Source organism: Streptomyces sp. NPDC101151 (genome assembly GCF_044768335.1).
Lineage (GTDB): Bacteria > Actinomycetota > Actinomycetes > Streptomycetales > Streptomycetaceae > Streptomyces.
On sequence record NZ_JBIWPP010000002.1, the window covers coordinates 79,354 to 91,492 of the forward strand.

Consider the following 12,139-nt stretch of genomic DNA (forward strand, 5'->3'; position numbering starts at 1 on the left):
AACACCGGCGACATCAAGCCGAACCGAGCCTGTCACGCGCCATTGACAGGCTCGTTCGGCATGCAGGCCAGGTAGGAGACTCATGTACGACGAACAGCAGCAGCCCGGACGACCGGGACACGGGCCTCTCGCGGGCTTCACCGTGGGTGTGACCGCCGCGCGACGCGCCGACGAGCTGGGCGCGCTGCTCCAGCGGCGCGGGGCTGCCGTCCTGCACGCGCCCGCCCTGCGCATAGTGCCCCTGGCCGACGACGGCGACCTGCTCGCCGCCACCAAGGAGATCATCGACCGGGCGCCGGACGTCGTGGTGGCCACCACCGCGATCGGGTTCCGGGGCTGGATCGAGGCCGCCGACGGATGGGGGCTCGGAGAGCCGTTGCTCGACCGGCTGCGCGGGGTGGAGCTGCTGGCCCGCGGGCCCAAGGTGAAGGGGGCCGTACGGGCCGCCGGACTCACGGAGGAGTGGTCGCCGTCCAGCGAGTCCATGGCCGAGGTGCTCGACCGGCTGCTGGAGGAGGGCGTCGACGGGCGCCTGATCGCCGTACAGCTGCACGGGGAGCCGCTGCCGGGATTCGTGGAGGCGCTGCGGGCCGGGGGAGCGGAGGTCGTTCCGGTGCCGGTGTACCGGTGGATGCCGCCGGAGGACATCGGCCCCGTGGACCGGCTGCTGGACGCCGTCGTCTCGCGCGGGCTGGACGCGGTCACCTTCACCAGCGCGCCGGCCGCCGCGTCGCTGCTGTCGCGGGCCGAGGAGCGCGGGCTGCTCGGCGAGGTGCTGGTCGCGCTGGGCCATGACGTGCTGGCCGCCTGCGTGGGCCCCGTCACCGCGGTGCCCCTGCAGGCGCGGGGCGTGGACACCGTACAGCCGGAGCGGTTCCGGCTCGGGCCGCTCGTGCAGCTGCTGTGCCAGGAACTGCCCGCACGGGCGCGGGTCCTGCCGGTCGCCGGGCACCGGGTGGAGATCCGGGGCCACGCGGTGCTGGTGGACGGCGAGCTGCGGCCGGTGCCGCCGGCCGGGATGTCGCTGCTGCGGGCGCTGTCACGGCGCCCGGGCTGGGTGGTGGCCCGGGCCGATCTGCTGCGCGCGCTGCCCGGCGCCGGCCGGGACGAGCACGCGGTGGAGACCGCGATGGCCCGGCTGCGTTCGGCTCTCGGGGCACCGAAGCTGATCCAGACCGTGGTCAAGCGGGGCTACCGGCTGGCGCTGGACCCGGCCGCGGACGCGAAGTACGCGGACGAGTGAGCAGCCGGCCCGCGGCTACGCGGGCCCGGCGGCTCCACGCGTCAGCACGAGTGCCCGTGCCAGGCACCCCAGCGCCACCGTGGACAGCACCGTCCGTACGACGTTCCACGCCACCCAGGGGCCCTCGAAGTGCTCCCGCAGGGAAGCGGGATCGCCCTGTCCCGCCAGGCCGTTGTTCAGCGGGATGTTGAAGGCCACCGTGACGAGGAACGCGAGCGCGTACGCCGCCAGGGCCGCCCACACCCATCGGCCGGGCGCCGAGCCCCGCAGTTGCCATGCCGACGCCCCCGTCAGCACCAGCGCCCCCATGAAGCTCAGGAAGAACACCGGGTTCTGGATCACGTCATTGATGTTGCGCATGACCTCGACGTACGTCCGGTCGTCGCTGCGGGCCAGCGCCGGCATCACCGCGCAGGCGAAGACGTAGAAGACCCCGGCGATCAGACCCATGGTGATCGTGGCCGCGCCCAGGACGACCCTGCCGGTCCGTGTTTCCCTCGTGTTCGTCATGCTTCCAGCCAACCGGAGCGGTCCCGCCGCGGACATGGCCGAAGCGCGCACCCTCATACGCGTGCGTCCAGCCGGGTCTCGGGCGCGGCCGCCGTACGACGTTCTGGGTACCGCCTCGGAGCAACGGGCCGAGGGACGCGGGCCGGCGGCCCGCCGCAGGAGGCGCCCGGCCCACCACTCGGGTCCGTTCCTCCCCCGGGCGGGCCCGGCCGCCCCGCCCGGCCGCGCACGTGCGACCGCGAGTGCTCCGGGTCGACGGGCGCGCGCTCTGCCGGACGCCGTCGGCCGGGCGTCAGGCTGACGCCGGACTGTGGCGGGGAGAAGCCGCACCCGCGGGCGGGGCGGCGAGCACACGGGGGGACGGAATGACACGCTGGCAGCCCCTGCCGACTTCGCTGCCGAGAGAGGCACGGCACCTGGTCGAGCAACTGCGCGTCCTCAAGGGCCGTACCGGACTCAGCCTCGCCGGACTGGCCCGGCGCAGCGCCTACAGCAAGTCGTCCTGGCAGCGCTATCTGAGCGGGGCCAAACTGCCGCCGCGGGGAGCGGCGCAGGTGCTGTGCCGGCTGGCGGGAGCGGACCAGGCGCGGCTGATGGCGCTGTGGGAGCTGGCCGATCAGGCCTGGCCACGCGGCCCGTCGGAGCCCGCCGGGCCGCCGGAGACCGAGACAGTGGCCATGGCCGTGGCCGTGGCCGAGCCGGAACCGCACGGCGTGGGGCCCGGGAGGTGGCGGACGGCGGCGCTGGTCGCGTTCGCCGTCATCGTGGTGCTGGTGGCGGGGCTGCTGTGGCGCTGCCCCGGGGGCGGGCGACCGTAGGGCCGCCCGCCCCGGGACTCGGTGCCGTCAGCCGCGCTGGTCGTAGTACGCGAGCTTCCAGGGCCCGGTGCCCTTGATCCGCACCCGGTACTTGCCGCTGATCCGCTTGAAGGTGACGTTCCGTGCGTCACCCTGGTAGGTCACGACGCTGCCCGCGGACGGGCCGACGAGCCAGCGCTGGGCGAAGGCCCAGCTCTGGTCGGTGACGACGCCGTCGTTCTCCGAGAGGCCGTAGTGCTCCTGCCACCACTGGGTGGCCGACTCCGTCTCCGGGCCGAACGAGCCGTCGATCCGGCTCTTGGTGAAGTTGTGCCAGTCGCCGTCGTCGTCCTGCCACTTGGCGCCGTCCGCGTACAGGACGGTCTCCCACAGGGCCGTGGCGTTGCTCTCGGCGTGGTCGTCGACGCCGAGGTCCTCCTCGTCCCCCCAGTCGTCGCCGACCGCGCCGCCGCCGTCGATGCCGTGGTACGGGGCGGCATTCGCGGCCGGCGCCAGGGCCAGGCCGGTGGCTCCGGCGCCCAGCAGCGCGGCCACCGCCATCGTGATGGCCTTCGTGCGCATGCTCATGAACGTTTCCTTTCTGAACCGCCGTCCCCCGTGGGTCCCCCCTGGGGCGGCTCGCTGTGCGTTCGCAGGACAAAGAGTCACGGCGGTGAGGGCGGGCGGCGAGGCCTGACCGGGTATCTGGACCGAACGGGGACGACCCGCGCTCCGGGCACCGGCGTCCCCGCCGGGAACGGGCCGGACGGAAACCCCGTGGGACGGGGCGAAGCGGTGCGGGGAGCGGTCACGGGTGTGCACAGTGCCGGTACGAGGGGTTCCGGCCGCCCGCCGGGCCGGGCACTGTGAGGAGGAGCGACGGAACGGTTCCCCTGTCCTAGGCGGTGACAGGCACATGGCACTGGGTACGGCCACGGTCTCGTACGAGCTGCGCTTCGACGCGGGCCGGATCTCTCTGGATCTCCTCGCGACCACGCACCCGGTGGAACGGCTGGACGCCGTCGAGCCGTTGTGCGCGTGGATCAGCAGGTCCGGGCTGGTGCCGCCGGGCACCGAGCTGGGCCGGGCCGACGACTCCTGGCTGGCGGGGTTCCGGGAACTGCGCGGACACATCGGGCAGTTGGTGCGCGGCGCGGGACCTGCGGACTCGCGGTCGTACGATCGCGCGCTCGGCCGTCTCAACGAGGTCGCCCGTGCCGCGCCCCCGGCCGTGTGCGCGGTGCGCGGTGCGGACGGCACGCTGGTGCGGGAGTTGGAGCGGGCGCCCGAGTGCGCGGGGCTGCTCGCCGTCGTCGCGCGGGACGCCGTGGAGCTGCTGACCGATCCCGTGGCGCGGGCGGCCGTCCGCGAGTGCGAGGGGGACAACTGCCCCGTCGTGTACCTGGACACCTCCCGGGGGCGCCGGCGGCGCTGGTGCTCCAGCGAGGTCTGCGGGAACCGCGAGCGGGTCGCCCGGCATCGGCGCCGGGCGGCCCTCGCGCAGGCCTGAGTGTCCGGTTCGGCCCTTCTGTCGCATTGCACCCTTGCGACACCCGGAGTGATTTCGGCAACATCGCGTTTGCCCGCGGCGCCGCACCGGCGGCTCGGCCATCCCCGACGATGTGTCGGAAATGTAAAGATCACGCGGTGGGAATGTGCTCCCATGTCCCGCTCGTCACGTCAGTTCCAAGAAAACTGTCACCTCACGTTGAACACCACGGCGCCTCCGTCCGTACGGGTGGGCGAGCGACCGACTGGGGGAACCCCCGGACACCGGAGGTGGGCGTGCGCAAGGATGCGGCCGTGGCCAATGAACGTGGATCGAGGGCCCGACATCGCATGTCCTCACAGCCCTCGGAACCGGATGAGGAGCTGATGCGTGCTCTGTACCGCGAGCACGCCGGACCTCTGCTTGCGTATGTCCTCAGGCTGGTCGCCGGAGACCGGCAGCGCGCCGAGGACGTCGTGCAGGAAACACTCATCCGTGCCTGGAAGAACGCCGGTCAGCTCAATCGGGCGACCGGTTCGGTACGCCCCTGGCTGGTGACGGTCGCTCGCCGCATCGTCATCGACGGCCACCGCAGCCGGCAGGCCCGGCCGCAGGAGGTCGATCCGTCGCCGCTGGAGGTCATCCCCGCGGAGGACGAGATCGACAAGGCGCTGTGGCTGATGACGCTGTCGGACGCGCTCGACGACCTGACCCCGGCCCACCGGGAAGTGCTCGTCGAGACCTATTTCAAGGGGCGTACCGTCAACGAGGCGGCCGAAACCCTGGGTATACCCAGCGGCACTGTCCGCTCCCGGGTTTTCTATGCCCTGCGGTCGATGAAGCTGGCACTGGAGGAGCGGGGGGTGACGGCGTGATGAGCGGATACGGGGGTATGCAAGGGTTCGGCACGGGTGGTTCGGGTATGTCTGGGTCCATGCAGGGATCACAGGCCCCGAACGAGCACGAAACCGTCGGCGCCTACGCCCTCGGGATCCTCGACGATGCCGAAGCAACCGCTTTCGAGGCCCATCTGGCCGGCTGCGAGTGGTGCGCCCAGCAACTGGACGAGCTGGCCGGGATGGAGCCGATGCTGGCCGCCCTCGCCGATCTGCCGGGTTCCGGCAGCACGCCCGCGATCGGCGAGTCGCTGTCCGCGAGGCCCAGCCCGCGACTGGCCGACAAGCTGGTCGACGAGGTCTCCGAACGCCGAGCGCAGAAGCGGCGCAAGGGCTTCTACATGGTCGCGGCCGCGGCGGCGCTGATCATCGGCGGCCCCGTCGCCGTCATGGCGGCCAGTGGCGGCAGCGACTCGGGTCAGTCCGGCACACCGCTGGCGGCCACCGCGCAGACCACCTTCGACCAGCTGCCCCACAAGGTCTCGGGCGCGGACAGTGCCACGGGCGCCTCCGCGACCGTCGCCATGGGCGAGAAGAACTGGGGCACCTCGACGGTCCTCCAGCTCAAGGGGGTCAAGGGTCCGCTCAAGTGCTCCCTGGTCGCCGTGGCCAAAAGCGGCGAGCGCCAGACGCTGGGCTCCTGGTCCGTCCCGAAGTGGGGCTACGGCATTCCGGACGCCAAGACGCCGGAGGCCAAGAACCCGCTCTACATAGGCGGCGGCACGGCCCTCAAGCCGAACGAGATCGACCACTTCGAGGTGATGACCTTCGACGGGAAGAAGCTCGTCGAGGTGGACGCGTAGCTTCTGCGGGCCCCCTTCGCGTACGGTTGACGGCTGCCCAGCACGTCAGAAGGGGGCCCGGTGGCCGCTCCTCAGGTTCAGCAGTCCGCGGTCGGCTCGGTACACGACGCACACGACTCCGTACGTGACCGAGAGATCAGCGTCGAGCAGGAACACCTGGACCGGGTGTACCGGCGTCTCGAGGAGAAGATTCACGAGGCCGAGTTCCTGATGAACGACGCGGCCAAGCGCGGCCAGGTCGGCACGCCGGGCGCGCTGGCCGAGCGCGACGCGCAGGTCTTCCGGGCAGGCGTCCACCTGAACCGGCTGAACAACGAGTTCGAGGACTTCCTCTTCGGGCGGATCGACCTGCTGCTCGGCAAGGACGGCAAGAAGGGCCCCGACGGGGCGTACACCGCGGTGGAGCCCGCCGAGGGCGCGGTCCGCCCCGACCGCACCGCCGACATCGCCGAGACCCTGCACATCGGCCGGATCGGTGTGCTCGACGAGGACTACTCGCCGCTGGTCATCGACTGGCGGGCACCGGCCGCCGCGCCCTTCTACCGGTCCACCCCGAAGGACCCCGGCCGGGTCGTACGGCGCCGGGTCATCCGCTCCAAGGGCCGCCAGGTCCTCGGCGTCGAGGACGACCTGATGCGCCCCGAACTGACGGCGTTCCTCGACGACCGCGAGCTGCCCGTCATCGGCGACGGCGCGCTGATGGCCGCCCTCGGCCAGGCCCGCAGCCACACCATGCGGGACATCGTCTCCTCCATCCAGGCCGAGCAGGACCTGGTCATCCGCGCCCCCGCCGCCTCCGTCACCTACGTCGAGGGCGGCCCGGGCACCGGGAAGACCGCGGTCGCCCTGCACCGTGCGGCCTATCTGCTCTACCAGGACCGCAGACGCTATGCGGGCGGCATCCTGATCGTCTCGCCGACCCCGCTGCTTGTGGCCTACACCGAGGGAGTGCTGCCCTCGCTCGGCGAGGAGGGCCAGGTCGCCATCCGCGCGATCGGCTCGCTCGTCGACGGTGTCGAGGCCACGGTGTACGACGCTCCGTCCGTGGCCCGCGCCAAGGGCTCGTACCGGATGCTGAAGGTGCTGCGGAAGGCCGCCCGGGGTGCCCTGGAGCTGGGGCGCGGCGGCGCCGGCCCGGTCGGTCAGCTCGCGCTGGACGACGACGCCGACACCGCGCCCGAGGCTCCCGCGGGCCCGCCCGCGCGGCTCCGGGTGGTCGCCTTCGGGCGCCGCCTCGAACTGGAGGCCGCCGAGCTGGAACGTATCCGCCGCACCACCCTCAGCGGCACCGCGCCGGTCAACCTGCTCCGCCCCCGTGCCCGCAGGCTGCTCCTGGACGCCCTGTGGGCGAAGTCCGGCGCGGCCGGCCGGCACACCGACCCGGAACTGGCCGCCGAGCTGCGTTCCTCCTTCGACGAGGACATCACGAGCGAGGACCCGTTCATCGCCTTCCTCGACGCCTGGTGGCCCGAGCTGACCCCGAAGGGGGTGCTCTCCGCCATGGCGGACGAGCGGTGCCTCGGACGCTGGGCCCGCCGGATCCTCAACCCCGGAGAGGTCCGCAGGGTCGCCCGCTCGCTGAAGCGGGACGGGTACTCCGTGCACGACGTCGCCATGCTGGACGAGCTGCAGGCGATCCTCGGTGTCCCGGCCCGGCCGCGGAAGAAGCGCGAGCTCGACCCGCTGGACCACCTCACCGGCCTGGAGGAGCTGATGCCGGTGCGCGAGGAGACCCAGCGGGAGCGGGCCGAGCGGCTCGCGCAGGAGCGCACCGAGTACGCGCACGTCATCGTGGACGAGGCGCAGGACCTCACGCCGATGCAGTGGCGCATGGCCGGGCGCCGGGGCCGGCACGCCACCTGGACGGTCGTCGGCGACCCGGCCCAGTCCTCCTGGTCCGACCCGGACGAGGCCGCAGAGGCCCGCGACGAGGCGCTCGGGACCCGCCCCAGGCGCCGCTTCCAGCTCACCGTGAACTACCGCAACCCGGCCGAGATCGCCGAGCTGGCCGCCAAGGTCCTCGCCCTCGCCATGCCCGGCTCCGAGGCGCCCTCCGCCGTACGGTCCACAGGGGTCGAACCGAGGTTCACCGTCGTACGGGACTCCCTGGAGAAGACCGTGCGCGCGGAGGCCGAGCGGCTTCTCGACCTGGTGGACGGCACGGTCGGTGTGGTCGTCGCGATGAACCGGCGCGCGGAGGCCCGGCGCTGGCTGGCCGGGCTCGGCGACCGGGTGGTGGCGCTCGGCAGCCTGGAGGCCAAGGGCCTGGAGTACGACGCGACGGTCGTCGTGTCCCCGGCGGAGATCGCCGACGAGTCCCCGGCGGGCCTGCGGGTGCTGTACGTGGCGCTGACCCGGGCCACCCAGCAGCTGACGGTGGTCTCGGCCGACCGGGACGAACCGGACGCGGCGGGCGTGCCGGACCTGCTGCGGGACTGAGAACCTCAGGAACTCTCGGTACGGGAATGGGCGTACGGGATCTGTTTGTTAGCCTTGGTGTGGCACCGGCCCGATCCAAGCCCCCGGGCCCAACCTTCGTCGCTACGAGCGACCACTTGCCGCGAGGCGAGCATGGCGGGTCGGTGTCATGAACGTGTGGGAGGCCCACGTCACTGATGTGACGTGGGCCTCTTTCTTTGCCCCGCCCGTTCTCGTATGGTGGAAGTTGTTTTCCGAAGTTGCCCGCCTCTCATGAACAAAACGTCCGCAATCCAGGGCGACTACCACGTACTCAGGGGTAGGTGCGACGATCGGACGGCACAACTCGCGACACGGTGAAAGCAGAGGAAGTCGGCCATGGCAACGGCGCCCAGCGTCTCCTACTCGATGACCATCCGGCTGGAGGTGCCCGCGAGCGGAACCGCCGTCTCGCAGATCACCAACGTCGTGGAGTCCTCCGGAGGCTCGGTCACCGGCCTCGACGTCACCGCGTCCGGGCACGAGAAGCTCCGCATCGACGTCACGATCGCGGCCACTTCCACGGCCCACGCCGAGGAGGTCGTCGGCAAACTCCGCGGCATCGAGGGCGTCACCCTCGGCAAGGTCTCCGACCGTACGTTCCTGATGCACCTCGGCGGCAAGATCGAGATGCAGTCCAAGCACCCGATCCGCAACCGTGACGACCTGTCCATGATCTACACGCCGGGTGTGGCCCGGGTGTGCATGGCGATCGCCGAGAACCCCGAGGACGCCCGCCGCCTCACCATCAAGCGCAACTCCGTTGCGGTCGTGACGGACGGCTCCGCCGTGCTGGGCCTCGGCAACATCGGCCCGAAGGCCGCCCTCCCTGTCATGGAGGGCAAGGCGGCCCTCTTCAAGCGCTTCGCCGGCATCGACGCCTGGCCGCTGTGCCTGGACACCCAGGACACCGACGCCATCGTCGAGATCGTCAAGGCGATCGCCCCCGGCTTCGCCGGCATCAACCTCGAGGACATCTCCGCGCCCCGCTGCTTCGAGATCGAGGCCCGGCTGCGCGAGGCCCTCGACATCCCCGTCTTCCACGACGACCAGCACGGCACCGCGATCGTCGTCCTCGCCGCCCTGACCAACGCGCTTCGTGTCGCGAGCAAGGCGATCGAGGACATCCGGGTCGTCATGTCCGGCGCCGGCGCGGCCGGTACGGCCATCCTCAAGCTGCTGCTCGCGGCCGGCGTGAAGAACGCCGTCGTCGCCGACATCCACGGCGTCGTGCACGCCGGCCGCGAGGACCTGGTGAACGCCCCGGCCGACTCCCCGCTGCGCTGGATCGCCGACAACACCAACCTCGAGGGCCTCACCGGCACCCTGAAGGAGGCCGTCCGCGGCGCCGACGTCTTCATCGGCGTCTCTGCCCCGAACGTCCTGGACGGCGACGACGTGGCCGCCATGGCCGAGGGTGCCATCGTGTTCGCGCTCGCGAACCCGGACCCCGAGGTCGACCCCGCAATCGCCCGCCAGACGGCCGCCGTTGTGGCCACCGGCCGCTCGGACTTCCCGAACCAGATCAACAACGTGCTGGTCTTTCCGGGTGTCTTCCGCGGTCTGCTGGACGCCCAGTCCCGCACGGTCAACACCGAGATGATGCTCGCCGCCGCGAAGGCCCTCGCCGACGTGGTGAGCGAGGACGAGCTGAACCCGAACTACATCATCCCGAGCGTCTTCAACGACAAGGTCGCGGGTGCGGTCGCCGGAGCGGTGCGCGAGGCGGCGAAGGCGGTCGGCGCGGCGTCGTAGCCGCCCGTACCCTAGGGTGCAAGGGTGCTGTGAGACCGACCTGTGCGGGGCTGTGAGGATCGACACGGCAGCCCCCGCACCGGCGCGTCGTGGAACCCCCCACCGGCGGGTGCCCTCTAGGGTGACGGCCGAGCAGGCGCTGTTCGTGTGACTCCCTAGGGTGTTCTCACGACTCCTACGGGTGCCGGATTGGCTTTCCCGCCGCAGGTAGGGGCAGGATGCGTCTCTGGGCGCGAGCGCATAGGCATCGATCTCACCTCACGCCTCAACGGCAAGAAGAACACGGGAGTAACAACATGAACCGCAGTGAGCTGGTGGCCGCGCTGGCCGACCGCGCCGAGGTGACCCGCAAGGACGCCGACGCCGTTCTGGCCGCGTTCGCCGAGGTCGTCGGCGACATCGTCTCCAAGGGCGACGAGAAGGTCACCATCCCCGGCTTCCTGACCTTCGAGCGCACCCACCGTGCCGCTCGTACCGCGCGCAACCCGCAGACCGGTGAGCCCATCAACATCCCGGCCGGCTACAGCGTGAAGGTCTCCGCGGGCTCCAAGCTCAAGGAAGCGGCCAAGGGCAAGTGACCTTGCGGCCTTGTGCCGACGGGACGGTACAGGGCTGTAAGACGCTGATGGGGCGGCACCCGGTCTTCCGGGTGCCGCCCCATCGTGCTTTCGTCCGAGCGCCGGCCCCGAACGCGGGCCGCACCGGTTTCCGCTAGCCGAGCGCCTTGCCCGGCAGCTCCACCTTCGCGCCGAGTTCCACGAGCTTCTCCATGAAGTTCTCGTAGCCGCGGTTGATCAGCTCGATGCCGTGGACCCGCGAGGTGCCCTCGGCCGCGAGGGCCGCGATGAGGTACGAGAAGCCGCCGCGCAGGTCGGGGATGACCAGGTCGGCGCCCTGCAGCCGGGTCGGTCCCGAGACGACCGCGGAGTGCAGGAAGTTGCGCTGGCCGAAGCGGCAGTCGGAGCCGCCCAGGCACTCGCGGTACAGCTGGATGTGCGCACCCATCTGGTTGAGCGCGGAGGTGAAGCCGAGCCGGGACTCGTACACCGTCTCGTGGATGATGGACAGGCCCGTGGCCTGCGTCAGAGCCACCACCAGCGGCTGCTGCCAGTCCGTCTGGAAGCCGGGGTGCACGTCCGTCTCCAGCGCGATGGACTTCAGCTGGCCGCCCGGGTGCCAGAAGCGGATGCCCTCGTCGTCGATCTCGAAGGCACCGCCCACCTTCCGGTAGGTGTTCAGGAACGTCATCATCGAGCGCTGCTGGGCGCCGCGGATGTAGATGTTGCCGTTGGTCGCCAGCGCGGCGGAGGCCCAGGACGCGGCCTCCAGACGGTCCGGGAGGGCCGCGTGGGTGTAGCCGCCGAGCTGGTCCACACCGGTGATGCGGATCGTGCGGTCGGTGTCCATCGCGATGATCGCGCCCATCTTCTGCAGAACGCAGATGAGGTCCTCGATCTCCGGCTCGACGGCCGCGTTGGACAACTCCGTGACGCCCTCGGCCAGTACGGCCGTCAGCAGCACCTGCTCGGTGGCGCCGACGGACGGGTACGGCAGCCGGATCTTCGTACCGCGCAGGCGCTGCGGCGCCTCCAGGTACTGCCCGTCCGCGCGCTTCTCGATGGTCGCGCCGAACTGCCGCAGCACGTCGAAGTGGAAGTCGATCGGCCGGCCGCCGATGTCACAGCCGCCGAGGCCCGGGATGAACGCGTGGCCGAGGCGGTGCAGCAGCGGACCGCAGAAGAGGATCGGGATCCGGCTCGAACCCGCGTGGGCATCGATGTCAGCGACGTTCGCGCTTTCCACATGGGTCGGGTCGAGCACCAGCTCACCGGGTTCCTCACCCGGACGGACCGTCACCCCGTGCAGCTGGAGCAGGCCGCGTACGACGCGCACGTCACGGATGTCCGGAACGTTGCGCAGTCGACTCGGCGCGCTGCCCAGCAGGGCGGCGACCATGGCCTTCGGTACGAGGTTCTTCGCACCGCGGACACGGATCTCGCCCTCCAGCGGGGTGCCGCCGTGGACAAGCAGGACATCGTCGTTGACGGTCATGAATCTCGCGTTCCGATGAGTCGGGCAGGGGTCGGCCGATCACTTTGCGCAGGGGCCGGAAAGACAGGGTAATCGCCGATCACCCCCCTCCCGTAAGCCCAAGGACCACCCAGTCGCGTCATAGCTGTGTCACAACA

Annotated in this window: 11 protein-coding genes; 8 read left to right on the forward strand and 3 right to left on the reverse strand. The window is 71.3% G+C overall.

The features are described from left to right. Positions 1–82 precede the first annotated feature (82 nt). Entirely contained in the window at positions 83–1,243 is a 1,161-nt protein-coding gene (locus tag ACIRU3_RS03425; RefSeq protein ID WP_404050711.1) for a uroporphyrinogen-III synthase, read from the forward strand. 15 nt (positions 1,244–1,258) lie between these two features. On the opposite strand, the gene ACIRU3_RS03430 is transcribed toward ACIRU3_RS03425, so the two are convergent. Beyond that, on the reverse strand, positions 1,259–1,753 hold the full coding sequence (locus ACIRU3_RS03430; RefSeq protein WP_404050714.1) for a DUF1772 domain-containing protein: 495 nt from the start codon (positions 1,751–1,753) through the stop codon (positions 1,259–1,261). A gap of 365 nt (positions 1,754–2,118) precedes the next feature. Between ACIRU3_RS03430 and ACIRU3_RS03435 the strand changes: the two genes are divergently transcribed. Continuing rightward, the gene (locus ACIRU3_RS03435; protein WP_404050717.1) at positions 2,119–2,571 is read left to right on the forward strand and encodes a helix-turn-helix domain-containing protein; all 453 of its coding nucleotides are present in this window, start codon (positions 2,119–2,121) and stop codon (positions 2,569–2,571) included. Between the two features lie 27 nt (positions 2,572–2,598). Here the strand turns inward: ACIRU3_RS03435 and ACIRU3_RS03440 are convergent, their stop codons facing one another. Next, the gene (locus tag ACIRU3_RS03440; protein WP_404050720.1) at positions 2,599–3,138 is read right to left on the reverse strand and encodes a peptidoglycan-binding protein; all 540 of its coding nucleotides are present in this window, start codon (positions 3,136–3,138) and stop codon (positions 2,599–2,601) included. Between the two features lie 328 nt (positions 3,139–3,466). Between ACIRU3_RS03440 and ACIRU3_RS03445 the strand changes: the two genes are divergently transcribed. The 6 genes from ACIRU3_RS03445 (at position 3,467) to ACIRU3_RS03470 (ending at position 10,528) form a co-directional block, all read left to right on the forward strand. Then, on the forward strand, positions 3,467–4,060 hold the full coding sequence (locus ACIRU3_RS03445) for a CGNR zinc finger domain-containing protein (protein WP_404050723.1): 594 nt from the start codon (positions 3,467–3,469) through the stop codon (positions 4,058–4,060). Positions 4,061–4,329: 269 nt separating this feature from the next. Then, on the forward strand, positions 4,330–4,914 hold the full coding sequence (locus ACIRU3_RS03450) for a sigma-70 family RNA polymerase sigma factor (RefSeq protein WP_030167252.1): 585 nt from the start codon (positions 4,330–4,332) through the stop codon (positions 4,912–4,914). Positions 4,915–4,973: 59 nt separating this feature from the next. After that, complete coding sequence (locus ACIRU3_RS03455) at positions 4,974–5,738, forward strand: anti-sigma factor family protein (RefSeq protein ID WP_404050725.1); 765 nt, start codon at positions 4,974–4,976, stop codon at positions 5,736–5,738. Between the two features lie 60 nt (positions 5,739–5,798). After that, on the forward strand, positions 5,799–8,177 hold the full coding sequence (locus ACIRU3_RS03460; RefSeq protein WP_404050728.1) for a HelD family protein: 2,379 nt from the start codon (positions 5,799–5,801) through the stop codon (positions 8,175–8,177). Positions 8,178–8,534: 357 nt separating this feature from the next. Beyond that, a complete protein-coding gene (locus tag ACIRU3_RS03465; protein WP_404050731.1) occupies positions 8,535–9,950 on the forward strand; it encodes an NAD-dependent malic enzyme in 1,416 nt (471 codons plus the stop codon). Positions 9,951–10,246: 296 nt separating this feature from the next. Then, the gene (locus tag ACIRU3_RS03470; RefSeq protein WP_067001509.1) at positions 10,247–10,528 is read left to right on the forward strand and encodes an HU family DNA-binding protein; all 282 of its coding nucleotides are present in this window, start codon (positions 10,247–10,249) and stop codon (positions 10,526–10,528) included. Between the two features lie 133 nt (positions 10,529–10,661). Here the strand turns inward: ACIRU3_RS03470 and murA are convergent, their stop codons facing one another. Continuing rightward, entirely contained in the window at positions 10,662–12,002 is a 1,341-nt protein-coding gene (murA, locus tag ACIRU3_RS03475) for a UDP-N-acetylglucosamine 1-carboxyvinyltransferase (RefSeq protein ID WP_404050734.1), read from the reverse strand. Positions 12,003–12,139 lie beyond the last annotated feature (137 nt).

What these genes read in the sequence shown, in the direction of transcription:
- ACIRU3_RS03425 (WP_404050711.1), top strand. Translation starts at nt 83, where the DNA reads ATGTACGACGAACAGCAGCAGCCCGGACGACCGGGACACGGGCCTCTC.
- ACIRU3_RS03430 (WP_404050714.1), bottom strand. Translation starts at nt 1,753, where the DNA reads ATGACGAACACGAGGGAAACACGGACCGGCAGGGTCGTCCTGGGCGCG.
- ACIRU3_RS03435 (WP_404050717.1), top strand. Translation starts at nt 2,119, where the DNA reads ATGACACGCTGGCAGCCCCTGCCGACTTCGCTGCCGAGAGAGGCACGG.
- ACIRU3_RS03440 (WP_404050720.1), bottom strand. Translation starts at nt 3,138, where the DNA reads ATGAGCATGCGCACGAAGGCCATCACGATGGCGGTGGCCGCGCTGCTG.
- ACIRU3_RS03445 (WP_404050723.1), top strand. Translation starts at nt 3,467, where the DNA reads ATGGCACTGGGTACGGCCACGGTCTCGTACGAGCTGCGCTTCGACGCG.
- ACIRU3_RS03455 (WP_404050725.1), top strand. Translation starts at nt 4,974, where the DNA reads ATGCAGGGATCACAGGCCCCGAACGAGCACGAAACCGTCGGCGCCTAC.
- ACIRU3_RS03465 (WP_404050731.1), top strand. Translation starts at nt 8,535, where the DNA reads ATGGCAACGGCGCCCAGCGTCTCCTACTCGATGACCATCCGGCTGGAG.
- ACIRU3_RS03470 (WP_067001509.1), top strand. Translation starts at nt 10,247, where the DNA reads ATGAACCGCAGTGAGCTGGTGGCCGCGCTGGCCGACCGCGCCGAGGTG.
- murA (WP_404050734.1), bottom strand. Translation starts at nt 12,002, where the DNA reads ATGACCGTCAACGACGATGTCCTGCTTGTCCACGGCGGCACCCCGCTG.